Raw genomic sequence first — 22,803 nt, 5'->3', positions numbered from 1 at the left:
TGGCTGATGGGTAGGGACGTAGTGTGGACCCTGGAGTCAGGTCCAGAGTCAAGAGGTGGTGAACGATGTCTTTTCAGGCGACGCTGTCGGCGTCTAAACAGGATTCAAATGGCTTCGTATGCCATTGTTATAGCTTGACATGTTGCTGCGATCGGCAACAACCAACCGATGCACGCGAAGCAACGCTATCGGCCTGGTAACGTCGTTGCTGGCATCGCCCGCCGCTGGTTAAAACAAGGCGTCGGCGCCTGCCGTATGAATCTTGGAGGGCAGGGCATGCCCGATCCGGACGCGATGCAGGTTCCTGCATCGCGTCCGACACGACAGGCCTCAGTTGTTGGTCGTACTCGACTTCTCCAACTGGGCCATCGCTTTCTCCATCACCTTGTGCACGCTCAGCGAGTCGGCGCCCTGGCGCGGCGGGTACTTCTGGAAGCTCAGTACGTGCTCGGCCATGAACGGTTTGGCGGCGTTCGGGGCCCACATCTTGTGCGCGAAGAACTTGCGGCCGATGTAGCCGAACTCGTGTGACTCGGGATCCATCTTCTCCATCGGATCCATCAACAGGTTGAACAGGTACGGCACGTTCGGATAGGTCTTGTCGTTCCACCAGATCCCGTCCTTCTTGATGCCGATGTGCATCTTCCAGGCATCCACGCGCACCGCCATCAGGTCGGTCTCGTCGTAGTAGAAGAAGGCGCGGCGCGCGGACTTGTCCGACTTGCCAGTCCAGTGGTCGAGATTGTTGAAACCGTCCAGATGCACCTTGTACTTGGTGCCGTTCATGTCGTGGCCCTTCAGCAGGTCCTCCTTGACGGTCGTCGCACCGGCCGCCGCGGCCAGGGTGACAAACAGGTCCTCGTGACTCTGGATGCCATTGGAATAACTGCGCGGCTTGATCTGTCCGGGCCACTTCACCAGGCACGGCACGCGCAGCCCGCCTTCCCAGGTGGTGCCTTTCTCGCCACGGAACGGCGCGTAGCCGCCGTCGGGCCACAGCATCAGTTCATTGCCGTTGTCGGTGGTGTAGACAACGATGGTGTTGTCGTCAACGCCCAGTTCCTTGAGCTTGTTCAACAGCACGCCGATCTGCTCGTCGTGCTCGATCATCTTCGCACGCACCAGGTCCTGCTCGGCGCGGCCTTCGTCGACCGCCTTCTTGATGTACTTCTCCGGCGAGTGTGACCAGATGTGGATGGCGGTGGTGTTGAACCAGACGAAGAAGGGTTTGTCTTCCTTGCCGACGCGATCCAGGTAGTCGAGCGTCTTGTCCAGCACTTCGCTGTCGAAGGTTTCCATGCGCTTGCGCGTGAGCTGCCCGGTGTTCTCGATCTTCTGCTTGCCGACGCGGCCGAAGATCGGATCTTCGGTCGCGTCGTCCTTGTCCGTGGCCCAGGCGTGAAGCACGCCACGCGGACCGAATTTCTTGGTGTATTCCGGATTCTTCTGGCCTGGGTAGTCGAGTTGCTCGGGCTCTTCCTCGGCGTTGAGGTGGTAAAGATTGCCGAACCATTCGTCGAAACCGTGTACGGTCGGGAGGAACTCGTTGCGGTCACCCAGGTGGTTCTTGCCGAACTGGGCAGTGGCATAGCCCTGCGCCTTGAGCACTTCGGCCAGGGTCGGATCTTCTTTCTGCAAGCCCAGGCTGGAACCGGGGATGCCGATGGTGGTCATGCCTGTTCGCACCGGCACTTGGCCGGTGATGAAGGCGGCACGCCCTGCCGTACAGCTGGCCTGGCCGTAGTGGTCAGTGAACAGCATGCCTTCCTCGGCAATGCTGTCGATGTTGGGCGTGCGGCCCATCATGCCGTGGGTGTAAGCGCCCACATTCCAATAGCCGATATCGTCACCGAATATCACCAGGATGTTCGGTTTCCCAGTCTTCTTTGCCATTGCCGCGTTCTCCTGTTTCCGGACTGCTGTCCGATACGTGCAGCTTCCGAGAAAGGCAAACGAAAGCTGGCGGAACATTCAACTTAGCGATTGGAATGCGAAGATCTTGTTCACGCATCATTGCGTGTACGCGCGTCGGAGAGGCGTTTCATTTCTGCAACGTTCCGCGCCAGCTTCATGTGTGGACGGTCGGGGTTTCTCAGACCTGGGACGGCGCGAGTGGGGCTGCCGCAAATCAGATGACAGCGGCTGCATGTCCTGCCAAACAGCCGGGAGAGCCATCTGCGAATTTACATAATATACATTATGCGAAAAAGTGGTACTTCCCTTAGTGTTGCGTGGAAGACCGCTTTTAGCTCCTTTTGACCGCAACAGTAAGCATGATTAATGGTACAAATCAGGTTGCTTGGCTTGTTGGGATCTGCCTATGCTCTGCCTGCTAACAGATCCTCTGGTTCCAAGCTCGCTACGCGGTGCCTTGCTTATTGATGATGCTCAAAGGTTGCCACGGTACTGGGCTGGTGTTTGGGCTTTGATGGCCAACCACGACCTCGCCGCATCCAGCCAGATCAAGAAACTTCGGTACATCGAGAATCTGTACGGTCATGCGGACCGTCTGTTTGGCAGCCATGCGCTAGATGACGCGTTGGGCAGCCTGAACGATGCCGTGCTCGCCGACATCCTGGAGTCCTGGTTCATATCGATCCGAAATCAACCCTCCGTGGGCCCAGCGGACGAGTCGCGCTGGCGAGCTGGGCTTGAATTCGTCGTGTCGGTCGTTACTTGGTTGTCCAAGACAACGCTCTCGACCGACCGCCTCCGACAGATCGAGGCCCGATTGCATCGCTTGTCCCATCTGTACGGGCAACTGCACATCCGTCAAAGCAGGCACACGAATCAGGTCCGATCGCTGCCGGCGAGCGTAGTCCAGGCGTTATACGAAGTCCTGGACCCATCATCTGCCAGCAATCCCTTTCCACGCAGGCATACCCGGTGGCTCGCCTTCGTGGCCTTCCTGTTGATGCTCCACCAAGGCCTTAGACGCGGCGAGTTACTGCTCCTTACCGCGGACGTGATCAAAAACGCCTTTGATGAAAGACAGCAGCGATCCCGTTGCTGGTTGGACGTGCAAGAAAGCCAATATTCCGACGACGATGATGATCCGAGGTACTCCAAGCCCAGCATCAAGTCGGCGAGTTCGGTCCGTCAACTGCCGGTGAGTGACGCGATCGCTGGACTGATCCAAACCTACGTCGAAAACTATCGAGGAAAGCCAAGTCACGCCTTCCTGCTGAACACACAGCAAAACAGCCCGTTGTCGACCGAATCAGTGACGAAGATGTTCGCAAAAATATCCGCCTGCCTGCCACCGTCGATCCGCCAAGAATTGAAGGACCGCAGCGGAAAACAGTCCGTCACACCCCATGACCTCCGCCACACGTGCGCCGTGGTGCGGCTGAATCAATTGCTCCAGCAAGGGGACTCGATGGACGAAGCCCTGCAGAAGTTGCGCGCCTTCTTCGGCTGGTCCAGAGAATCACAGATGCCAGTTCGCTACGCCCGGGCAGTGTTTGAAGATCGCCTCTCGTCAGTCTGGAACGACGCGCTAGATGAGAGAGTTGCCGTTCTAAGAGCGATCCCGTCCTAGGCCACGCTTGGAGCGCAACATGGCTAGAAGTGAAAATGTTCAATGGCAGTTGGAAGCTGGGGCTTGCAAAATAGTTGCTCAACTACCGTTGTTGCCTCCGGTGATTCGGTACTACGACGATTTCGACGAAAAGCAACGATCAATTCGAGATCCAACCACTGCCAAATGTTTTGCGGTCCATATCGATGGCCGCGTTGTGAAAGTTGGTTTTGATCATTTGCCAGAGCAACTCGCCCTGTTAATAAAACACGTCTTCTTGTACCTCCTGGGTGAAGGACTGGCTCCATCGTCGGCAAGCAAGTACGCCCTTGGCAGCAAGGCAATCGGCGAGGCCGGAATCGTCAATTTGTTGGGGGTGGCACCAACAGAAATAGGATCGTTCTGGGCTGCATTTTTTGCACGCGACCTGCCGGCGGAAGCGTACGCGTGCGCGAAATCGATCCTGCGACTGCTATGCAAATATCGACTCAATCAATGGGCTGACTCCTACCACGGGGTGATATCCGCCCTCCCCCTCCCCTTCAAAGACAAATACGCTGTCGTTCGGTCCGGCGACCCGAGATATATGGCCATAACTCAGGACTTACGTAGACACGGCCACTGCAAACTTCTTGCATCACCTTCAGAAGCTCGTCGCCCGCGGAAGCTTTCAGGACATACCCCCCGCGCTCCACTCTGTATCGCTTCGCGAACTGTTGCTGGCTCATTGTGTACGGTCATGAAGATCACGGGAATATCGTGACCTGCGGACATGAGGCGTTTGATGGCTTCAATCCCTCCATCTTCGGCATCGAGACACCGGTCACGATGCCCGGCACAAATGCAATTACGTAAAACTACTGATTCGAAAGACGATGTTCCACGAATGGTAGTCGAGAACATTGCATGCTTGAATCGGGTAATGGCCAAAATCCAACGCGCATTGGACGCCGCAATGGCAGAAGCACCCGCCCAAGACATGGTGTGGATCCCCGGCGGCGTTTTCGTTATGGGATCCGATCACCACTATTTGGAAGAAGCGCCGGCGCACCGCGTCAACATAGACGGCTTCTACATGGACGAGACGCCGGTAACAAATCGCCAGTTCGCGCGATTCGTCAAAGCGACTGATCACGTCACGCACGCAGAGGTCGCTCCGGATCCACGCGACTATCCCGACGCCGACCCCTCAATGCTACATGCAGGCTCGCTGGTGTTCACGTCACCTTCCGCGCAGGTGGCTCTCAACGATTGCTTGGCGTGGTGGTCTTACGTCTTCGGCGCCGACTGGCGCCATCCACTCGGCCCCGGCAGCACTCTCGCGGGACTGGAAGACCATCCCGTCGTGCACATCGCCTACAGCGATGCCAAGGCCTATGCCGACTGGGCAGGAAAGCAGCTGCCCACCGAGGCGGAATGGGAATTTGCGGCCAAGGCCGGCAGCAACACCGAGTATGCGTGGGGGGACCAGCTCGCACCCGGCGGCATCCATCAGGCAAACACCTGGCAGGGGGGCTTCCCGGTGGAGAACCTCTGCGAAGATGGCTACGAACGTACGTCGCCGGTTCATGCATTCCCGCCAAACGCCTTCGGCCTGCGGGACATGATCGGCAACGTCTGGGAGTGGACGTGCGACTACTGGACACAGACGCATCCAGACGATGCGCGAAAGTCCTGCTGCATCCCGCGCAACCCGCGCAGCATCGATGTCGACTCCAGCATTGATTGGCAGCAACCGAGCGTGCGGATTCCACGAATGGTGCTCAAGGGTGGTTCGCACCTGTGTGCTCCGAACTACTGCCAGCGCTACCGGCCCGCAGCACGCTATCCCGAACCAACCGACACCTCTACCAGTCATGTCGGTTTCCGCTGCGTTATCAGAGTATCCCAATAAGGAGGATGAAGATGGACATGGTGCGCGAATACTCCAGCATCCTTTTCGCGCGGCGGGCGTTCCGTTGCCGATATCCACTTCGTACAGCTGGTCCCCAGGAGGCTGACTAGCCTTCGGTGTTACCCATTACGGATTTCACCTATCCAGCAGCATCCATCCAAACCGTTGGAGCAACGCATGACCAGAAAAACTCCGCAGTCCCTCCCATTCCCGCGCACGCCTTCAGGCAGCAGGGCCGCGAAAACCATCCAGGAATCCGTCTATAACCCCCTTCCTCAGGAAGCGCACCTTGATGACGACGTTCCCAACATCCTCATCGTCTTGATCGATGATGCGGGGCCTGGCCTTCCGCACACTTTCGGGGGCGAGGTCAACACCCCGACAATCGAGAAGCTGAGCGCCCAAGGGATCGCGTACAACTGCTTCCATACCACTGCAATGTGCTCCCCGACGCGCGCTAGCTTGCTGACAGGGCGGAACCATCATCGTGTGTGTGCAGGCCAGATCGCAGAGTTGGCCAACGACTGGGACGGGTATTCGGGGCATATCCCGAAGAGCAGTGCACTGGTGGCCGACGTGCTTCGGAACTACGGGTACTCCACGGGTGCCTGGGGCAAGTGGCATAACACTCCAGCCGAAGAAACCACCGTGGCGGGACCCTTCCACAACTGGCCGACCGGGCTCGGATTCGAATACTTCTATGGCTTCCTGGCCGGAGAAGCCTCCCAGTACGAGCCCAACCTGGTAAGGAACACAACGTATGTCGCGCCGCCAAAGACCGCTGAGGAGGGCTATCACCTGAGTGAGGATCTGGCGGACGACGCGATGCGCTGGCTGCGGAATCACAAGGGCTGCCAGCCGGACAAGCCGTTCTTCATGTATTGGGCCAGTGGCGCGATTCATGGGCCTCATCATGTCCACAAGCAGTGGGCCGACAAGTACAAAGGCAAGTTCGACGATGGCTGGGATGCCTACCGTGAACGGGTATTCCATCGCGCCAAGGAGAAGGGGTGGATCCCGCAGAACGCGCAGCTCACGCCGCGTCACGACACCCTGTCAAGCTGGGACAGTATTCCCGAGGACGAGCGCCCCTTCCAGCGGCGTCTCATGGAGGTGGCGGCCGGTTATGCTGAGCACGTCGACGTTCAGGTCGGGAGGCTGATCGATGAGATTGATCGCCTGGGATACGGCGAAAATACGTTGGTCTTCTATATCTGGGGCGACAACGGATCGTCGGCAGAAGGACAGAACGGCACCATCAGTGAGCTGCTTGCCCAGAATGGCATCCAGACGACCGTCCGGGAACACATCGATGCGCTCGAAGAACTGGGCGGGCTCGATGCGCTGGGTTCTCCCAAGGTCGATAACCAGTATCACGCGGGCTGGGCGTGGGCCGGGAGCACGCCGTACAAGGGAACCAAACTTCTCGCCTCGCATCTTGGCGGTACCCGGAATCCGATGGTTGTTCGCTGGCCGAAAGGAATCAAGGCGGACCCGATGCCCAGGCCACAGTTCCATCATGTAAACGACATTGTTCCCACGATCCTGGACGTCGTCGGCATCGCGCCTCCCAGCAGCATCGATGGTGTACCGCAGGATGCGATGGACGGGAGCAGCTTGGCCTATACCTTCGACAGCGCTACCGAGGCCGGGCGTCACAAGACGCAGTACTTCGAGATCATGGGCAGTCGCGCGATCTATCACGACGGCTGGATGGCCTCTGCCATTGGGCCACGACTCCCCTGGGTCCCGGGAACGCCCCCCGGCATTCACGATTGGGACCCGGACAACGATATCTGGGAACTCTACAACCTCACCGAGGATTGGACGCAGGCCAATGACCTGGCATCCACCGAACCCGAGCGACTCGCCAAGCTCAAGGACCTGTTCCTCATCGAGGCGGCGAACAATAATGTGCTGCCGATCGGAGGCGGACTCTGGGTCATGGTGCTTCACCCGGAGCAGAGGATCAGCCCTCCGCACACGCAATGGACCTTCTCCGGCGACTTTGTCAGGATGCCCGAGTTCAACGCCCCTGCGCTCGGCAACCGCCCCAATCGGGTGGTCATTGATTGCGACATTCCCGAGCATGCAAGCGGCGTACTCTACAAACTCGGCTCCGCAGCCGGTGGTCTGACGTGTTTCGTCGACGATGGAGTGCTCTGTTACGAGCACAACCTGTTCCTGGTGGAGCGGACCAAGATCCGGGCATCCACGAAGCTGCCTGTGGGCAAGGCTCAGATCGTGATTGAAACCACGCGCCAGGATTCCCGGCCAGCGGGCCCCATCCTGGTCAAACTGAAGGTGAATGATCGGGTGGTCGCCGAAGGCGAGATACCCAGGAGCGCTGCGTTGGGGTTCACCGCCAATGATTGCCTCGACATTGGCATGGCGATGGGCTCACCTGTCTCGCTCGACTATGCCGAGCGTGCGCCGTTCAAGTTCACTGGAACGATCGGAGAGGTTCGCGTTTCGTACATCTAGCCGCGCTTTTGGGGGAGGCTTGGTCGCGCATGCCTCCCGCATCAAAACGTGGGGCGGGCCCAGCAACCGGGCGTGCGGATCATGAAATTTAATCCGATTACGACCGTCGCCGTGCCAATCATGTCCGCGTGAAGAAAAACAATTTCCCCAAAAGTCATTCATTTATCCACGATGGATCCATCCAATTGCCCGCGACTGCATGAGAAGCAAATCGAACTGAACCACATCCATTTTCACGCACTGGAGAACACCTACATGAGCAACGTCAAGAAAGCTGCTTCCGCCGGGAAAGAGCTCCCTTTCCCTGACCCGCCCGCGCCCCAAGCACGGTTGACGATGAAGGGTTCCGAGTACTTCCAGCGCGAGCAGCCACGCCATTTGCCCGAAGATGCACCCAATATCCTTATCATCATGCTCGACGATGCGGGTCCCGCATTGGCTTCATCCTTGGGAGGGCCGGTCCACGCCCCTGCGTTCGAGCGAGTTTTAAAGAGTGGTGTTGCCTACAATCGTTTCCACAATACGGCGATGTGCTCGCCTACGCGCGCCTCGCTACTGACCGGTCGCAACCACCACAGAGTAGGTTTCGGGCAGATTGCTGAGTTCGCAAACGACTGGGATGGCTATACCGGAGCGTGGCCCGCGACCACGGCATCGATTGCGAAAGTATTGGGGCATTACGGTTATGCCAGCTCCGCATTCGGCAAGTGGCACAACACACCTGCCACCGACACCTCGGCAGTTGGCCCCTTTGAGCGTTGGCCGACCGGGCATCTGGTGGGCTTCGACTATTTCTATGGCTTTCTATCAGGCGAGTCGTCGCAATGGGAGCCGGCCATTGTCGAAAACACGCTTCGCATCGAAACACCAGAGCATGAGCACTACCACTTCACCGAGGACATGACTGACAAGGCGGTGAAGTGGCTTCGCAACCATAAAGCACTGGCACCCGACAAGCCGTTCCTGATGTATTGGGCACCGGGTGGCGTGCATGGCCCGCACCATATTTTCAAGGAGTGGGCGGATAAGTACAAAGGCAAGTTTGATGCCGGTTGGGACATTGAGCGCGAGAGTATCTTTGCTCGTCAAAAGGAACTCGGTTGGATTCCAGCAGACACGGAGCTGACCCCGCGCGATCCCAGCATGCAAGGCTGGGATGAAATTCCCGAGAGCGAGCGTCCGTTCCAGCGCAGGTTGATGGAAGTGTTCGCCGGCTATCTTGAGCATACCGACACCCAGGCTGGTCGACTGCTGGACGAGCTTGAGGCGCTAGGCATCAACGACAACACGTTGATCTTCTATATCTGGGGCGACAACGGCTCTAGCGCGGAAGGACAGCATGGCACGATCAGCGAGATCATGGCGCAGAACGGCATCAGTACCGAAACCAAAGACCATCTCCGTGTGCTGGAAGAAATCGGCGGACTGGATGCATTGGGCGGACCGAAGACGGACAACATGTATCACGCCGGCTGGGCTTGGGCGGGATCGACGCCACATCGTTCGACCAAGCTGGTGGCCGCGCATTTCGGCGGCACTCGCACACCCCTGGCAGTGTCGTGGCCCAAGAGCATCAAGCACGACGCTGCGCCGCGCGCGCAGTTCTACCATGTCAACGATGTGGTGCCGACCATCTACGATGTGCTCGGCATCACCCCGCCAGAAGTGGTGGATGGTGTAAGTCAGGAACCTATGGATGGCGTCAGTATGTTGGCTTCGTTGCACGACGCCAAAGCCGCAGAGAACAAGCCCTACCAGTATTTCGAGGTAATGGGCAGTCGTGGCTTCTACAAGGATGGTTGGTTCGCCTCTGCATTCGGTCCGCGCATCCCGTGGCAGCCGGGCTTTGATCCGAAGATCTTCGACTGGACGCCGGAAGACGATGTGTGGGAGCTCTATGACATCGCCAAGGATTATTCGCAGGCAAAGGATCTTTCACAACAGCAGCCCGAAAAGCTTGAAGAGATGGTGGCGGCATTCAACGAAGATGCGCGCAAGAACAAGGCGTTCCCGATCGGCGGTGGCCTTTGGTCGACAGTCTTTCACCCCGAATACAGTCCACGCAATCCGGCCACCGAATTCCACTACACCCAGGACGTCACTGCCGTTCCGGAGTTCAATGCACCCAAGCTCGGTTCGGCCAGCAACCTGGTAACGATCGATGTCGATATTGACGCTGGCTCGGAGGGGGTGCTGTACGCGCTGGGCGGGTATTCCGGTGGTGTGGCGCTGTGGGTGGACAAAGGTAAGCTGTACTTCGAGTTCAATACCTTCCAGGTCGAGCGCACGCGCGTTGAATCGGCCGTGCCGCTTGCCAATGGCCGGTTGAAGATCGAAGTCGAATCGATCCGTCCTGTTGGGCCGGTTACGCCGGTGGACGTGACGATACGGGTGGATGGTGCCGAGGTGGCCAAGGCACACGTGCCGCGCTCGCCCTCATTGTTCTTCACCACCAACGATGCCTTCGATGTCGGCATGGATAGTTACTCTCCGGTATCGGAAGCCTATTTCGACCGCGCGCCATTCAAGTTCAATGGCAAGATCCATGCCCTGCATGTGAAATATCTTTGATGGGGATGCCGGCCAGATACGCCTGTGTCTGGTCGGCAATTTCCTTTAGGGAAGGCCTGAATGATTCGCTCATACACCCGGACCTCCCGTATTTGAGCCGCCTCCGCCGACTACCAGAAAAGAAATCGGCAACCTACCGGTCGATAGCTGCACTGCAGGACGGCATTTCCCGTCCTGTGGGCACAACTACCCTATCTGCGGCAGCAACTGCCGCCGCACCATCCACAAATTCGACAGCGCAAACCAGGCAGCCTCGGCGCGATTTCACCTGCCGTATCCGTTGCCTCGAAACGGCCCCCAAGCCCTTCAACGCTTGATCAAACCGAGCCGCTCAGCCTCGCGTATCAGCGCGACACTGCTGGTGACACCGAGCGTCCGCATGATGGCGTACCGATGCGAATCCACGGTTCTCACCGATACGCAAAGCTCGATCGCGATTTCGCGCGATCGCATTCCGGACGAAAGAAGGCCGAGTACCCGACTCTGCATGTTCGTCAAAGATGGCACCTGGCGCTGACCCGAGATATATGGCCATAACTCAGGACTTACGTAGACACGGCCACTGCAAACTTCTTGCATCGCCTTCAGAAGCTCGTCGCCCGCGGAAGCTTTCAGGACATACCCCCGCGCTCCACTCTGTATCGCTTCGCGAACTGTTGCCGGCTCATTGTGTACGGTCATGAAGATCACGGGAATATCGTGACCCGCGGACATGAGGCGCTTGATGGCTTCAATCCCTCCCATCTTCGGCATCGAGACATCGGTCACGATGACATCGGGTTGGTGCTTCACTGCACTCTCGAACAGCGCCTCGCCATCGCTCACCACGTCCAGGAGGTCGTAGTCCTTGGATACGAGGCTCGCTATGCCTTCGGCAACCATGCGATGGTCATCGGCCAGCAATACCAACGGTCTTTGTCGCGATGTCATGCCCGCATCTCCACGGTTATGCTCGTTCCAAATTCAGGACGTGATCGAATGTACAGGCGGCCATCTGCTGACTTGACCCGCTCCCTCATGCTCAACAACCCGAGCCCACTGCGCACGTTCACGCCATCTGGCGCAAATCCCCGACCGTTGTCTGAAACACGCAAGCGCCAACGATTGCTTCGCGCCACCAGCATGATCTTCATCCCGCGGGCCCCCGAATGCTGGACTGCATTGCGAATGGCTTCCTGAGCTACCCTGTAGAAGCACAAGGCATTTTCTCCCGTCAAGGGGTTCGCATCCGGGTCGATCTCGACCATGAGCGCAATCTCGCCCTCCCACTTGCCATCGATCATCCTGACCAGGTCGTCGAGCGCTCCCGCGAGACCGGCGTGCTCAAGCGCTGCGGGATGCAGGCTGTGGGAAATTTCCCTGACCTCGTCGATGAGACCACGAACCCCAGTGGTCAATTCCTCGATAGGAGGATGCAGTTCCACGGGGCTGCGAAGCTTCAATGCACTGAGCGCAATCGAGAAGAACGTCAGCTTCTGATTCACGCCATCGTGAAGCTCTCTCGAGAGGCGGATGCTCTGTTCCTCCTGACTCAGCATCAACCTTGCCGCCAGACTCTTGTTCTCTTCACTGGTAACAGACAATCTCTGCAGGATGTCGTTCCTTTGCCTTGCCTGAATAGCCAGGGCATGGACAAGGACACCGCAAGCCAGGGTCCAGAGCTGCATGATGTAGCTGTTTACCAGACCGACCTCGAACGTGTCCGCCTTGTCCAGCCTGGTGGCGATCACGATCGCCGGGAGGAACGCGATGATCAGGCCCACGCTGGGACCAAATCTCCCGAACTGGAACGCCGCCAGCATCAATAGCGGGATGGGGGCAAAGAGCGCCAGTGGGACACTGCTCAGGTTCGATGGAACCGCATGCCATGCCAGGATCGACAGAATCCACAACCCGATGCTGAAAAGCGCAAATCCGATCACCTGCCTCCCGATATCGCGCCAAGGGGGGAATCTCGAGCGGATCAGGTCAACGGCCAGCGGGGTGATGAGCATGAATGCAACTGCGTACGCGGTCGTGCTCAGTACCCACAAACGAGGCATGGCAACGTCATCGCGGATCAGGGACACCACGCCGATGAACCCGGACGCACAGGCGCAGGAAACCCCCACGACGACGTAAAGGAAGAACCTTACAAGGTGGCTGATGGTCGGAAACATCGTCACCTGTCCGGGCACCAGCTTGACCGTCGCCGCACCTGCCGCCATGCAGGCGGACAACCAGAGGTAGCCAAGCAAGGGAATGACGACCATCCCCGAGCGCAGCGCGAACGCGCACACGCCGCCGAGGACGAATCCGGCCAAGAGGTAGGGCCAACGTCCGGGCGGCCGGCAGATGAGGAACGCCATGACCAGCCCGCCAGGGAGCCAGATCGACGTGATCTCGGCCGGGCGCACGAACAACGCGTGTGACGCCACCTGGCCCAGCAGTCCACAGGCGTACCCGACGCCCGTCGCGCCAAGGCGCGACCGCATGAGGTCCGGGGTCCTGGGCCAGGCCATGTCGGCCTATCCTGCCAAATTATTGAGTGCGGCCATGACGCTCCAGAGCTCTGGACAGCTACGTTCCGTGACTCCCCTTAATGCGAGTTTGCAAGAGCCCACATACTCAATCAAGCAGCGCTGCCCACGTGAATCTACTTATGTGACCTGCGCAGCACGCCAGCTCAGTGGTTCTACTGAGCCGATCCATGTCAAACGACCGCGCAATTCGTGGTTGTTTGCGGATTGATAACAATGGTTTTCGTCCAGAAAATCCTAGTACGCCGTTCGATTGGCGAATCCACAGGCGCACGTATCGCTACCTCCGGAATCGTTCCGGCCATGCTGCTAATGACGAAGAACTCATGGAATCCTTCCTCGACTTGACGCGAACCTTCTGGACCGAAATCCTGGCCAGGCCCGAAGGCCCATTCGCCTTTCGCTTCATCCTGCAGCCGCTGATGTCACTGCTGATGGCGACGCGCGACGGCATCAAGGACTCACGCACGGGCATCACGCCCTATTTTTGGCGCATCGCCTCGACCGACCCGCAATCACGACGCGCGGCGCTGCGCGATGGCCTGCGCTCGACGGGACGCATCCTGCTGCTCGGCGTCCTCATCGACGCGGTGTACCAGTACAAGGCCATGGAGGGACTGGTGCGCCCGCTCGAGGCACTTTACATCGCGTTTGTCCTCGGCTTCCTCCCCTATCTGATCTTCCGCGGCCCGATCGCGCGCTTGGCTCGCGTCGTGCGCCGTCGCAGGGTATCCGCAGGACAGTGAGTCAAATTCACGGAGATCATATGCTTCCCCACCCGGAACACAGTCCAACGAAAACTCCCCACGCCGACAATCCTTCCGTGCAAATGGGGGCCCGCCGGACGGGCATGGCTTACCAACGCACTCGCCTTGCCGCCGAACGGACGTTGATGTCGGTAATTCGAACATCGCTGTCGCTGATCGGCTTCGGCTTCACTATTTTCCAGGTATTCAGCAGCGTCCAAAGCCTTAGCGAAGTCAGTATCGGTGCAAACGCGCCGCGCAATTTCGGGACCGCGCTCGTGGCACTGGGAATCGGCATGCTCTTCGTCGGGATCGCCTACCACATCCAATTCATGCGAGCACTGCGCGCGGACCGCGAGGAAGGCATCGTTTCCAGCCAGATCCGTGGGCTCAGCCCCTACCCCGTCTCGATGACGCTGATGGTGGCCTGCGCGCTTCTGCTGGTCGGCATCCTGGCGATCTGCAGCATGGTATTTGGCGTCCACCCGTTCGGGTGATATCCGCCCCCGACCACACTCTTTTCCGGAAGCGCACGCATGGAATTCCTGGAAGTGATCGTCACCGATACGACAGGATTGGTTGTCCTCTTTATCGAAGCAGTCGTGCTGGTCGTCATCACTGTGGCCACCCTCCTGGCCGTGGGCAGGACACTTGGACTCCTGTCTACCCCGCCGTCCGAACGCACGGAGCAATCCCGCCAGATCTGGCTTGGTTATGCGCGCTGGCTGGTGGCGGGGCTGACTCTGCAGCTCGGAGCCGACATCCTTGAGTCCTCCATCGCACCCACTTGGCACGCCATCGCGCAGCTCGGTGCCATCGCCTTGATCCGGACCTTCGCCACGTGGGCCGCAATGGCAACGTCCGCGTCTGCCGCCTCCGACCAGCCGCGTGCCACCAACTGGCTGTTCACGCCCGCGACGATCCTTTGCGCCAGGAGCGGAGAAACATCCTGTGGCGGCTGGATCCAGCGGAACGTCCTGTAACCCGCGAAGTTGCCTTGGGGATCGGTATCCGTGCTCACCGTGGGCGTGCTGGCACAAGCGGCCAGCAGCATTGCGAGCAGGCAGGTCGCCAGCTATTTCACGTCATTCTCCAACGATCGAAGAGGCCATCGCCACGCTCAAGGCACCGGCGTCGCGACGGGAAAGGTCCAGCTGCCATCCAGGATTTCCGAACGCGGGCGATACAACCGCACCATGTAGTTCCAGCCGGGCGTGACAGGGAGGCAATTCACACTGTCGGCGGTGCAGCCGCCGAACTTCACCGTGATGGTTCCGTCCGCGCCCTTCTTTCCCGTGATGCTGTTGATGGAATAGGCATTCAGCGAGTTGGGCTGGAAGAAACCTTCCTTCGTGTACACCGTGATGGACCAGAACGCATCCACGGGCACATCACCCACGGTCAACTCATAAGGCGTCTTGCCGTCGTTGTGTTCCGGGAACACGTTCAGGTAGATCGCATCCTTGTCAGGGTTCAGCCCCCAACCGTTGCGATTCCCAGTGCGACCAGAAGCCGCACGTCCAGCACGCGAATGACCATCTTTTCGTTGCTCCCATCCCGAGAACCTTCTGAAGTCCATCTGCCGCATGGCGCCAGATGCGAGACGCACCCTTGAGGATCTGCGTCGATCTCAGTATGCAGACTCGACCGGGGCCGGGATATTCGGAGAAGCGACAGACGTGGCTACGCAGAAATACTTAGATCGCCAAACGCCACTTGATCGAACGCTCCGCCAGCGACGCGCGAATGAGCTAAAACCTCTGGCCAATATCCCCGCACTGCGGTCCGGCGCCACGACACGCGACGCATCCCGTGCATCGGGTGAGCGAATCTACTGATGCAGGCATGCGTAGCATTCCGGAGATACAAAGCGCGCCGCAGATGGTTTCATTACGGCTTGTTTCATCGTTCGTCTGATCATCCGAACGACGCGCGAACGTCTCGGGAGGTGGCACTTGAACCGCAGATCACCCGCGCAGATGGTCTGGATTCCGGGCGGCGCGTTCGTCATGGGGTCTGATCATCACTTCCTGGAAGAAACGTCTGCCCACAAAGTGATGGTCGATGGCTTCCACATGGACGTCCATCCCGTGACGAACGCCGAATTCTCGACCTTCGTTGAAGCGACGGGACACGTCACTCTCGCGGAACTGGGACTTGGCACGGCTCATGAAGCTGCAGGCCCATCCTTTCCATCGCAGCATGGTTCGCATGTTTTCCTCCCGGAATCCCCGATGCATGGCGACGCGAAGCGGCACGCCTGGCGCCTCCTTGCTGATGCGAACTGGAGGCATCCGCTCGGGCGGGGCTCCGATCTCCGTGGGCTCGAGGATCATCCGGTCGTGCATGTTGCATATGCGGATGCCCAAGCCTATGCCCGTTGGGCAGGCAAGGAACTCCCCACCGAGGCGCAATGGGAATTCGCCGCCAGGGCGACGAGTCAGGACGAGTACCCCTGGGGAGCCGAGCTCACTCCGGGAGGTGCATACATGGCCAATACCTGGCAGGGATCGTTTCCGAACGAGAATACGGCCGAAGATGGCTATCTGCGGACATCACCGGTAGGGTCATATCCACCGAACCTGTTCGGAATATTCGACATGATCGGGAACGTATGGGAGTGGACCGCCGACTTCTGGAGCCCGCGACATGATCGCCCGAGAACCCACACCATCCGGCGAAACCCCAAGATCACCAATGCGGTCGAAAGTTGCCTGATGTTCGGTGCGAATGGCCAGGTGCCGCGTCGCGTCCTGAAGGGCGGCTCCCATCTTTGCGATCCTCATCATTCGCCGCGATACCGCCCCCCTGCGCGCCTGGCGAGGGCGATCGACAACCCGGCGGGCGATATCGGGTTCCGCTGCGTTTGTTCAGCAACATCGGGTACTTAAAGCTACCGACGAGCATAAGCGAATCGCATGGTTCGTCGTTTCTGAAAAAGAGCGTTGCCACAGTCCTTGCGCACCAAGACTCCATGTCCGCTTTGGGTCGAGGCTTTGTGAAAACATCAAGTCGATGTGGCGCGAGCTTGAATCTCAGGCCGAGTACGCAAGAAGATCTCTACGAAGCTCGTGGAAAAAGCACGAAACTGATCATTCTTTAATCACCGAAAACTCTCTGGGAGTTTTCACACAGTCTCGGTCGAAAGCACCCGTCCCCTACCCCCGATAACGGCGCCTAATCGAAATCGGTCGTCGCCAGTTTCCCACGGGAAGCTAGCTCAGTGCGCACCATGGGTTGCTCGCGAGCCCCCTTCCTGATCTCCGGCGCAGAGCCGTTCCTGAAGAACAAGGACTTCCTGTTTTGGGCGCAACCGGCGAACGGAAAAAAAGCGTTCCCGGTCCCTCACGATAAGGTCGAGAAGGTCGTCGCGAATCATCATGGCGGCACCACGCAATTCAGTTTCCGAATGAACAAGACGCTGATCCCGATCAATGGGGGCACGGCGGTTGTCGCGCGCCTGGGTGCTATCGGGGCTTACACCCACTCATTGGGACAGGTGTGGGCTTTGCGCACCCTGCAGCGCCAACGTCTGATTTTAAGAGCCCTAGTTCGGCGCTACCCGCACGTCCTCATTGACGAGTCGCAAGACATCGGCACGGTGCATCAGGCGATCTTGCAAGAACTCGCCAACGCCGGGACACAGGTAACGTTGATTGGAGATCCGTCGCAAGGCATCTACGAATTCGCGGGCGCGGACGGCCAATTTTGACCGACTATGGTCAACGGACCGCGCTGACCCGAAACTTTCGCTCAGTCCCGTCTGTCGTGGCATTGGCCAACGCTTTGGCGAGCCGGGTTGATACGGCGGATCGGCCTAAGCCGGAGGAATCTAACGGCGCGTTTTTCATTGGCTACAAGAAGGCCGATCGAGACAAGCTTCTGGTCGCTTTTCAGGCCGCTGTTGCCGCGGCAGGCCTGTGCGTGGATAAGTCCGCAGTGGTCTGTCGTGCCAGTGCGACCGCTGCCGCCTTAGTCGGTGCCGACGCGTCGATCGGGCAAGGGCTGGTTAAGCAGTTCGCACGCGCTGCCCTGCTGCGTGATCAGCACCGGGATTTTTCAGGGGCATTCAAAGTCGTCGCCGGCTATATAGCTGGCCTATTGAAGAAGCCCGGGGACGGGTGGCTCGCCTCCGTGACCCAGGCGACTCGTCACCCGGAGATGAAACCGGTGCGACGCATCATTTGGAGTTTCACGCGCGATCCGGGCACGGGACTGCCGGCATCCACGCTGGTGGCCGACACTCAGTGGCAGCCGCAACTGCTCGCGAACATCCGTGCCCTCATGGCGCGCCTGCAAGAAGATCATGGACTTGAGCCAGTGCCCAACCTAGGCAGCCGACTAGCCAAGACCGAACTGACGAACGCACCGCTGCACGCAGGTGCGGACCTTGCCACCGGCCCACACGCGAACTTACGCATCCACACCGTGCATAAGGTCAAAGGCGAAACCCTCGATGCAGTGCTGTACCTCGCCGAGAAGGATCACGCCGAAACGTTATTGCGGGGTGCGGAAACGGAGCTGGGTCGCATCGGTTACGTGGCCGTGACACGCGCGAGGAATCTGGTGTGGTTGGGTGTTCCTACCACTGCGCTCGATGCCCTTCGCCCCGCTTTGGTCGCCAGGGGATTTAGTGAGGTTGGCGTGGCCTAGATGCGTCGTCGTGGATTCCCCGCCAACTGAGGGATGATGTGTGCGGCCTGTCTTGGACCAGCTCCGCCGCTGAGGTGCAGCAGAGGCACTAGGCGATGAGCTTTTACGTACCTTATGCCATGCGCCGTAAGTCGGAGTGTTGCGCGGGGTGCTCTCTGAGCACGCAACAGAGGCGCACTTTACTAGCGGGCAACACCTAGTAGTATCATTCGCTAACAATAGCCTTTACTAGCCGATGTACTTGCTGCGCAACAGCATCTATAAGTACCAAGATTGCGAAATTAACTATGGCGCATGCCACATGGCTTGCCCGCTGGGCTGAAGGCCGAAACCCAGCTTGTGCCCTCCTGCCTTGGCGCCACCGGGTGCGCGGACCATGGTTTCAGAATGAGGTCGGCAGCCGCGCCGTCAGCGTGAGGTCCGGAGTGTCGCGCGTGACACCGACGCCCAGCGACAGGTTCAGGGTGCTGCGTTCGTTGTAGCGGTACGAGGCGCCGACCAGCAGCGTGCCGAGCACCACGCGCACTGCGCCGGCGGCGTCCTTGCCGTTCTGCTGGGTCTTGCCCACGATGCTCTGGTCGTAGCCCAGGCTGATCGAGGCCTTTTCGTTCAACGCCAGGCCCATGCCGACGTTGAAGCCATAGATGTTGCCGGCATCGATCTCGCCCAGCGATTCCTCGGCGCCGCCCAGCACGCGCCGCGAAACGTTGTCGCGCGGGAAATTGTGCAGGTAGCTGAAGCTGCCGAAGAACACCACCGGATCGGTGGGATACAACCAGGTCACGCCGGGCTGCAGCGCCTCGAAACCGGTGCCGGTCGGCAACTCGAGCGGCAGGCCGGTGCCGGTGGCATTGCCGACGCAACGCGTCACGCAATCGGTGACGACTTCGAACAGGTCCTTGCCGGTGCGGCTCTTGTAGCGCAGCCAACCGATCCAGTAGGCCGCATCCATGCCGCCCTGGTTGATCTGGTAACGCAGCGTCGCTTCGATATCGCCCAGGCCGTGGCCTGTCGCGTTGAACACGCGGTCGACGGCGCTGCCGGTGAAGATTTCGCGGCTGACCGTATCGCCGCTCACGTACATGTACGGCACCTTGGCTTCCAGTTCGAAGCGGTCGCCCAGGCCCATGCGGCCGGTCAGCGTGGCGATCCCGGACGTCGTCTTGACCTGGCGTACGTCGATCAGGCCGATCAGGATTGCCGGGATGACCGTGTAGCCGACCAAAGCGACGCGGTCGTTGGCCCAATAGCCGAACTGCAGCGACGGTTCCAGCACGAACGTGCCACCCGGCGTCAGCACGCCGGGCTGGTCGAAAATCTGTGCGACTTCCGGCGGACGCGTTTCCGGTTCCGGCGCGCGCCCGACCGGTTGCGCGGGCGGCGCATCCTGTGCCGGCGTCGGCGAGGCTTGCGCCTGCGACTGCGCCAGCGTCGGTTCGATCGGCGTGTTTTCCTGGGCAGCCGACGCACCTCCCCTGCCCCGCGCGGCCGCCAGGCGCTCCTGGTTCAACGCCCGTTGCAGTTCCGCGACGCCGCGTTCCTGTTCGGCCAGGGCCTGGCGCAGCAACTCCAGCTTCTGCGTCTGCGCAGTAACCTGCTGCTGCAATTCATCGAGATGCGAACTGGAAACACCATCGGCCTGCTGCGCCCTCGCCTGGCCACCGGCCAATGCCACCACGGCCAGGCAGGCATATCCGGCCGTGATCCGGCCTCGTGACGTGCTCAAGGCGCCACCGGCGCGGCAATCAGCGCGTCATGCAATGCGCGTTGCGTATTGAAGTCCTGGAACTGGCCGAGCGTGCCGACGCCTGCGTCCAGCGTGGTCAACACAAGGATGTCCTGGCCATCGAGCGTGTTCTGGATCACCAGTCCGCCGGCCATCGACGAAGCCTGGAACGTGTTGCCCTCGCCCACCTGCACCAGCGTCGTCTGCCGGGCAGCAGCCAGCGCCTGCGCCTGTTCCGGAGTGATGGCGCTGATGTCGGGAATATGGACGCGCGTGGTCGCCATCAGTTCGCCATTGAGATAGACGACGCGTTCGAAGCCGAACGACGCCTGCAGGCCGGATGGAAGATCGAATCCTCCGCGCATGCTTTCGAGCCGGTCGAACGCGACCGGTGTGCCCAACGCATTCGATGCGGTGGCGTCCTGCGCATGCAGCGGCGCAATCACCGCGCCGGCGAGCAGCAACGCCAGCCATCGCATGCTTTTGTATTCGCGTCCGTGTGCGTGCATGGCCATGGCTCAGATATCGCCCGGGCCGCGCCGCGACATGAGGATGTCCTGCAGGCCGCCACGCTGGATCGCAAGATCGACCGGCGCCGCCGGCGCCACCCGCCAATCCTTGCCAGCGTTGAACTGCGCGAGTTCGCGCCGGTTGTGGACCACGAACAGCACGCGGTTGTCCCAGAGCTTGTCGAAACGCTGGCGCGACAGTGCACGCGTGCCCAGCGCCGGGTCGCCGACCAGCACGCGTCCATTGCGCAATCCCTTGACCACCACGAAATGGCGGTAACCGCGCTCGTTGAGCAGTACGATCGCCGGCAATCCCTCCTCGGCCAGTTTTTCCAGCGGCAACTCGAAGCCGTCGGCCTGGTAACCCATCGATTCGAAATAGCGGTGCATGTCCAGCAGCGAGAAGCCTTCCTCGCGGATCTTGGCCTGATCGCCGTTGGCGTACATGCGCATGAATACTTCCGACTCGGTGACCGGCTGGCCGTACTGGTAGGTCAGCAAGGTCGCCACTGCGGCCGAGCCACAACTGAAATCGTATTGCTGGCGCACGGTGGTCTTGAAACGCGCTTCCTTCAAGCTGGTCAGCCGCAGCGTGTAGCTGCCGTTGCCGGCGCGCACCTCGGTCTCGCCCGCGTGCACGTGGCCCGCGAGCAGCAACGCCAACAGCGCCGGAAGCGCGGCTGCCCTCATGGGCCGGAGCCGGCGAACCGCACGTTGATGACCATGCCGTTCTGGATTAGCACGTTCGAGCCGCTGTTCTGGATGACCGTGGCGATGCCGCTGGCATTGGAGAACGCGTCGCCCGCCAGCGTGTTGTTGCCGCTGACGATTTCCTGCGCGGTGTTGTTGTCGAGTTGTCCGTTGATGCGGACTTCGTTGTCGACCGAATCGCCGCCACGGTACTGATCCAGCGCATCCGGACTCAGCGCCTGGCCGATGCCCGCCACGTTCCGTTGCGCGGTGGCCGTGGCCTGTTCCGGCGTCGGCCCTGTCGTCGCCTGTTGTGCCGCCAGCACCGGCGCCGAGAACGCCATGCCGATGATGGCCAGCACTGCCTTGCATGCAGGCATGTTCCTTCTCCTTAGACACGCGTGTCGCATCTGCAGCCGCGGTTGCACGGCAAGGACGCACCCGCACGAAGCGGGTGCGATGCAGACACGCGATGCGCCGCGCAGGCCAAGGGCCTCGCGGCGCATCTGTGCAAGCGCTTACGGAGCGCTGGGTCCGACGGTCAGGTTGGCCTGCACGGTCACGCCCTGCTGGATCAGCGATGCGATACCGCTGTTCTGGGCCGCGACCATGATGCCGGCCGCCGACTGTCCGGCTCCCGTCATGTCGTTGGACATGTCGAAAGTGCCTGCGTCGACCATGTTGGATCCGCCGCTGCCGCCGCTGCCGCCTGCCGCGCCAGTGCCGGAGCCGCCCATGCCGGCACCACCGGTACCGGAGCCACCGCTGCCGGAACCACCGCTGCCAGCGGCACCGCCGGTGGCGCTGTTGGATCCGGTCGAGGCTGTGGCCGAACCGGCGCTGTTGGAACCGCCGGAGCCGCCGGTGCCGTCACCGCCAGTGGAATCGCCTGCGCCGCGTTCGCGCGACCGGCCGCCATTGCCATTGCCGCCCTCGGCGCCATAGGCCAGGTTGCCGGCACCGGCATCGCCGCTATAGCTGTCGGCATCGCCGCCATCGCCGCCGCGGCCACCGTCGCCGTTGCCACCATTGCCGTCGCCACCATTGCCGTTGCCACCATTGCCAGCACCGCCGCGGCCCCCTGCGCCGCCGTTGGCGTTACCGTTGTTGTTGGCGTAGTTGCCGATGTGATGGGTACGGATGTCGGTGACGTAGCCGTCCAGCTGGGTGGTGGCTATCGCATTGCTGGTATTGAATGCATTGGAGAAATTCGCGGTGGCGGTACTGTTGTTGTTCGCCGCCGTGGTGCCGTAGCCGTTGGACTCGGCATAGCCATCGTTGTCGCGGTTGTTGCCGGTACTGTTGTCGGAAGCGTCGAGGTCGACCGCCACCTGGACATTGCGTCCAGGGCCATTTTCAGTGTTATCCGCCTGGGCCCAGACCTGTCCGGTCATACCAAGACCGATGAGCACCGCGGACGCGATGAGTGTTTTACGGATATGCATATTCTTGATCTCCTGCACGCCGATCGGGCACCCGGGGGTGGCGTCC

The 22,803-nt window shown here is 60.2% G+C and carries 20 protein-coding genes and 1 pseudogene; 11 read left to right on the top strand and 10 right to left on the bottom strand.

From position 1 onward, the window contains the following. Nucleotides 1-330 precede the first annotated feature (330 nt). Entirely contained in the window at nucleotides 331-1,893 is a 1,563-nt protein-coding gene (locus tag IP90_RS08305) for an arylsulfatase (protein WP_144899134.1), read from the bottom strand. Between the two features lie 535 nt (nucleotides 1,894-2,428). Here IP90_RS08305 and IP90_RS08300 point away from each other — a divergent pair. From IP90_RS08300 to IP90_RS08275, 5 genes are all read left to right on the top strand, one after another. Next, a complete protein-coding gene (locus IP90_RS08300; protein WP_144899133.1) occupies nucleotides 2,429-3,541 on the top strand; it encodes a tyrosine-type recombinase/integrase in 1,113 nt (370 codons plus the stop codon). Nucleotides 3,542-3,560: 19 nt separating this feature from the next. Beyond that, the gene (locus IP90_RS16760; protein ID WP_199753432.1) at nucleotides 3,561-4,283 is read left to right on the top strand and encodes a hypothetical protein; all 723 of its coding nucleotides are present in this window, start codon (nucleotides 3,561-3,563) and stop codon (nucleotides 4,281-4,283) included. Nucleotides 4,284-4,442: 159 nt separating this feature from the next. Further along, nucleotides 4,443-5,414 (top strand): formylglycine-generating enzyme family protein, encoded by a 972-nt coding sequence (locus IP90_RS08285; protein ID WP_144899131.1) that lies wholly within the window; start codon nucleotides 4,443-4,445, stop codon nucleotides 5,412-5,414. Between the two features lie 177 nt (nucleotides 5,415-5,591). Then, nucleotides 5,592-7,898 (top strand): arylsulfatase, encoded by a 2,307-nt coding sequence (locus tag IP90_RS08280; RefSeq protein ID WP_144899130.1) that lies wholly within the window; start codon nucleotides 5,592-5,594, stop codon nucleotides 7,896-7,898. Between the two features lie 255 nt (nucleotides 7,899-8,153). Then, nucleotides 8,154-10,469 carry an arylsulfatase gene (locus tag IP90_RS08275; RefSeq protein ID WP_199753431.1) on the top strand — a complete coding sequence of 772 codons (2,316 nt, stop codon included), beginning with the start codon at nucleotides 8,154-8,156 and terminating at the stop codon, nucleotides 10,467-10,469. A gap of 306 nt (nucleotides 10,470-10,775) precedes the next feature. Here the strand turns inward: IP90_RS08275 and IP90_RS08270 are convergent, their stop codons facing one another. Beyond that, entirely contained in the window at nucleotides 10,776-11,399 is a 624-nt protein-coding gene (locus IP90_RS08270; protein ID WP_144899129.1) for a response regulator, read from the bottom strand. Continuing rightward, entirely contained in the window at nucleotides 11,396-12,970 is a 1,575-nt protein-coding gene (locus IP90_RS08265; protein ID WP_144899128.1) for a sensor histidine kinase, read from the bottom strand. The genes IP90_RS08270 and IP90_RS08265 overlap by 4 nt, the downstream gene beginning before the upstream one ends. A 344-nt stretch (nucleotides 12,971-13,314) precedes the next feature. Between IP90_RS08265 and IP90_RS08260 the strand changes: the two genes are divergently transcribed. From IP90_RS08260 to IP90_RS16840, 3 genes and pseudogenes are all read left to right on the top strand, one after another. Next, nucleotides 13,315-13,734 carry a hypothetical protein gene (locus tag IP90_RS08260; RefSeq protein WP_144899127.1) on the top strand — a complete coding sequence of 140 codons (420 nt, stop codon included), beginning with the start codon at nucleotides 13,315-13,317 and terminating at the stop codon, nucleotides 13,732-13,734. A 104-nt stretch (nucleotides 13,735-13,838) separates the two neighbouring features. Beyond that, nucleotides 13,839-14,231, top strand: a complete 393-nt coding sequence (locus tag IP90_RS08255) for a YidH family protein (protein WP_144899126.1) — start codon at nucleotides 13,839-13,841, stop codon at nucleotides 14,229-14,231. A gap of 39 nt (nucleotides 14,232-14,270) precedes the next feature. Further along, nucleotides 14,271-14,564, top strand: a pseudogene (locus tag IP90_RS16840) (DUF1622 domain-containing protein); the annotation flags it as partial. Here IP90_RS16840 and IP90_RS16990 read toward each other — a convergent pair. After that, a complete protein-coding gene (locus tag IP90_RS16990; RefSeq protein ID WP_206751908.1) occupies nucleotides 14,447-14,788 on the bottom strand; it encodes a DUF4136 domain-containing protein in 342 nt (113 codons plus the stop codon). The pseudogene IP90_RS16840 and the gene IP90_RS16990 sit on opposite strands and share 118 nt — an antisense overlap. Nucleotides 14,789-14,854: 66 nt before the next feature. Beyond that, nucleotides 14,855-15,322: a DUF1214 domain-containing protein gene (locus tag IP90_RS08245; RefSeq protein WP_144899124.1), complete on the bottom strand. Its 468-nt coding sequence runs from the start codon at nucleotides 15,320-15,322 to the stop codon at nucleotides 14,855-14,857. Nucleotides 15,323-15,689: 367 nt separating this feature from the next. Here IP90_RS08245 and IP90_RS08240 point away from each other — a divergent pair, with 367 nt between their 5' ends. The 3 genes from IP90_RS08240 (at nucleotide 15,690) to IP90_RS08230 (ending at nucleotide 18,387) form a co-directional block, all read left to right on the top strand. After that, nucleotides 15,690-16,625 (top strand): formylglycine-generating enzyme family protein, encoded by a 936-nt coding sequence (locus tag IP90_RS08240; protein WP_242007521.1) that lies wholly within the window; start codon nucleotides 15,690-15,692, stop codon nucleotides 16,623-16,625. A 341-nt stretch (nucleotides 16,626-16,966) separates the two neighbouring features. Next, nucleotides 16,967-17,446, top strand: coding sequence for a UvrD-helicase domain-containing protein (locus IP90_RS08235; protein ID WP_242007532.1), 480 nt, complete (start codon nucleotides 16,967-16,969; stop codon nucleotides 17,444-17,446). A 56-nt stretch (nucleotides 17,447-17,502) separates the two neighbouring features. Then, complete coding sequence (locus IP90_RS08230; RefSeq protein ID WP_144899122.1) at nucleotides 17,503-18,387, top strand: P-loop NTPase family protein; 885 nt, start codon at nucleotides 17,503-17,505, stop codon at nucleotides 18,385-18,387. 382 nt (nucleotides 18,388-18,769) lie between these two features. Here IP90_RS08230 and IP90_RS08225 read toward each other — a convergent pair whose 3' ends face one another. From IP90_RS08225 to IP90_RS08205, 5 genes are all read right to left on the bottom strand, one after another. After that, nucleotides 18,770-20,113 carry an acetate kinase gene (locus IP90_RS08225; protein WP_144899121.1) on the bottom strand — a complete coding sequence of 448 codons (1,344 nt, stop codon included), beginning with the start codon at nucleotides 20,111-20,113 and terminating at the stop codon, nucleotides 18,770-18,772. After that, complete coding sequence (locus tag IP90_RS08220) at nucleotides 20,110-20,622, bottom strand: hypothetical protein (RefSeq protein ID WP_158635305.1); 513 nt, start codon at nucleotides 20,620-20,622, stop codon at nucleotides 20,110-20,112. Before IP90_RS08220 ends, IP90_RS08225 begins: the two co-directional genes overlap by 4 nt. Before the next feature lie 9 nt (nucleotides 20,623-20,631). Further along, nucleotides 20,632-21,312, bottom strand: coding sequence for a C39 family peptidase (locus tag IP90_RS08215; protein WP_144899119.1), 681 nt, complete (start codon nucleotides 21,310-21,312; stop codon nucleotides 20,632-20,634). Beyond that, complete coding sequence (locus IP90_RS08210) at nucleotides 21,309-21,692, bottom strand: hypothetical protein (RefSeq protein WP_199753429.1); 384 nt, start codon at nucleotides 21,690-21,692, stop codon at nucleotides 21,309-21,311. The genes IP90_RS08215 and IP90_RS08210 overlap by 4 nt, the downstream gene beginning before the upstream one ends. Before the next feature lie 138 nt (nucleotides 21,693-21,830). Further along, nucleotides 21,831-22,643, bottom strand: coding sequence for a hypothetical protein (locus IP90_RS08205; RefSeq protein WP_144899118.1), 813 nt, complete (start codon nucleotides 22,641-22,643; stop codon nucleotides 21,831-21,833). Nucleotides 22,644-22,803: the final 160 nt, after the last annotated feature.

The organism is Luteimonas cucumeris (assembly GCF_007830035.1).
Lineage (GTDB): Bacteria > Pseudomonadota > Gammaproteobacteria > Xanthomonadales > Xanthomonadaceae > Luteimonas_C > Luteimonas_C cucumeris.
The sequence above is the reverse complement of the archived record's forward strand: the minus strand, read 5'-3'. Positions and strand labels throughout refer to the sequence as shown.